This is a genomic window from Pedobacter sp. 01T416_2, assembly GCF_056398925.1.
In genome coordinates this window covers 1-2,251 of sequence record NZ_JBFTQI010000890.1, presented here as the reverse complement: position 1 = coordinate 2,251, position 2,251 = coordinate 1, and the positions used below count along the sequence as shown (strand labels likewise).

Annotated in this window: 3 protein-coding genes; all 3 read left to right on the top strand. The window is 40.5% G+C overall.

Annotation, left to right across the window (positions count from 1 at the left end; genetic code table 11):
* Window positions 1–603, top strand: a 603-nt coding sequence (locus AC1DPQ_RS25460; RefSeq protein WP_477611272.1) for an MsnO8 family LLM class oxidoreductase, incomplete at its 5' end; no start/stop codon positions are given.
* A 465-nt stretch (window positions 604–1,068) separates the two neighbouring features.
* The gene (locus tag AC1DPQ_RS25455; RefSeq protein WP_477584835.1) at window positions 1,069–1,632 is read left to right on the top strand and encodes an RNA polymerase sigma factor; all 564 of its coding nucleotides are present in this window, start codon (window positions 1,069–1,071) and stop codon (window positions 1,630–1,632) included.
* 63 nt (window positions 1,633–1,695) lie between these two features.
* A partial coding sequence (locus AC1DPQ_RS25450; RefSeq protein WP_477611271.1) for a FecR family protein occupies window positions 1,696–2,251 on the top strand: 556 nt, incomplete at its 3' end.

The window sequence follows — 2,251 nt, the reverse complement described above, 5'->3', positions numbered from 1 at the left end:
GTTCATAGTTTCCCCAGGGATATTGAGAAACTACAGCAGTTTTTCTCTGCGAATAATAATCGTGCGAGTGTAAGGGCCATTCCGGGAGAAGGATTGGATATCCCGATCTGGATTTTAGGTTCGAGCACAGATAGCGCACGCTTAGCAGCAGAAAAAGGCCTCCCTTATGCTTTTGCCAGTCATTTTGCACCAGCTTATTTCGAACAAGCCATCGCAATTTATAGAAATAACTTTAAGCCCTCCCCATTTTTACAGGAACCTTATATAATGGCCTGCGTAAATGTGGTTGCTGCCGATACCGATGCAGAAGCTGAACGTTTATCAAGCTCGGTAAAGCGGATGTTCCTGGGTGTAATTACAGGTAAAAGAGAATTGTTAAAGCCTGCAGTTGATGATATCAATCAATATTGGGATCAGTTGGAAAAAGAAGCTGTAGAACAAATGTTGTATTATTCTTTTATTGGTAGTGCCGAAACCATTAGCGGGAATTTAGAAGCTTTTGTTGCAAAACATGGCGTAAACGAGATCATGAGCACCTCGCATATTTACGATCATCAGGCAAAATTGCATTCGAATAGAATTTTTGCCGGGTTGTTTGGGTAATTGTAGCGTACAAATCAATCATGTTCCCGTTGATAGCTGATTTACGCAGAACCTATTGCAATTTGCCATTAATCAGTTAAGAACATTAAGATTTTCGTAGCTCAGATCCTGCGATCGTCCTCCTGAACTTGTTTCAGGATCTATCCAACTTGGGTTATTTCTGCCACGGAAGCACAGATTTGCATGGAATTAAACTTATTCTTTTTGCTTTCAGCTTTAGTCTTTCCTACCATTAAGCAGTTAAGGGCATTAAGACTCTACTATAAATCATCAGCGGCAATCTTTTTAAATCTGCGGGAAATCAATCGAATAATATTCCCGCGGATATCGTTGATGCGCGCAGAATCTTTTCATCTTCCATTATTAAAGCCCCAATTCTATTATCCACATCATCTACTCTTTAAGATTTGTTAATACTAAGGGAATATTGGCCCCTTAGCTTTGCGCTTTATAAAGCGGCATCCCTTGGACAATTCATTATTTTCATCTTTACAACTTGGCGACCACCGGGCTATGGACGAAATCTACCAGACCTACTGGGAGAATGTTTTTGATGCGGCCTTTAAAAAAACGGGTGATGAGGCATTGGCACAGGATATTACACAGGATATTTTCATATCCCTCTGGGAGAACCGAACAGCGATTAGCCTAACAGGAAGCCTCGGTGCCTATCTTTATGGTGCTGTAAAATATAAGGTGATTAATTATTTCAGGTCAGGCAGCATTAAAGAATATCACCAAACTGCACTTAAAACACTAATGAATGAGCAGCATATTGCAGCAGCTGATGATAAACTGATTTTAAAAGAGCTTCATTTAGAAGTTGATGCCGCCATTGCACTTTTGCCCGTAAAAATGCAATTGGTATTCTCGATGAGCCGAAAACAGGAAAAATCCATCAAAGAAATAGCTTTAGAACTTGATGTTTCGGTTCAGACAGTAAAAAACCAGATTTCTGCAGCACTAAAATTGCTCAAAAAAAGCCTTTCCTATATCCTGCTCATTGCGGCTTTAATCGGCTTAACATAAAGTTAATTTATAGATAACATTCTTGGTTAGTACCGATCTGCTTTTCAACTGACATGTATTTAAATGACAGAAGAACAGGCAAAGGAACTGCTGCAGAAATATCTCAATAAGCAGGCAAGTCCGCAAGAGCAAAAAAAAGTTGAAGAGTGGTATGCCACGCTCAATCAGGAAAATATTGAATTGGCAGCCGACCGGAAAGTAGCAATAGGGCAGCAAATGTTTGTTCATCTTCAGGCCGCTATGCACCAAAAGCCAGAACATGGCAAAGTATTCAGATTACAGCCTTTTATCAGGGTTGCTGCCGCCGTACTCATCATCATTACACTGGGAATAAGCATTTGGAAACTCAATATCCCAGTGAAGCTCGAAAATCAGGTTACCGTAGTTACCGGAAGTACAGAACGGAAGCACATTACCTTATCAGATGGTTCGGTGGTTTTGTTAGGTCCGTCTGCAAAACTCTGTTATCCTAAAGCATTTGCTTCAAACAACCGCCAGATTGCATTAAAAGAGGGCGAAGCTTTTTTTGATATTACCCATCAGGAAAAAAGACCGTTTACGGTACATACTGCATCTGGGGTCGACATTCGGGTGTTGGGTACCTCTTTCAAGGTTAAGT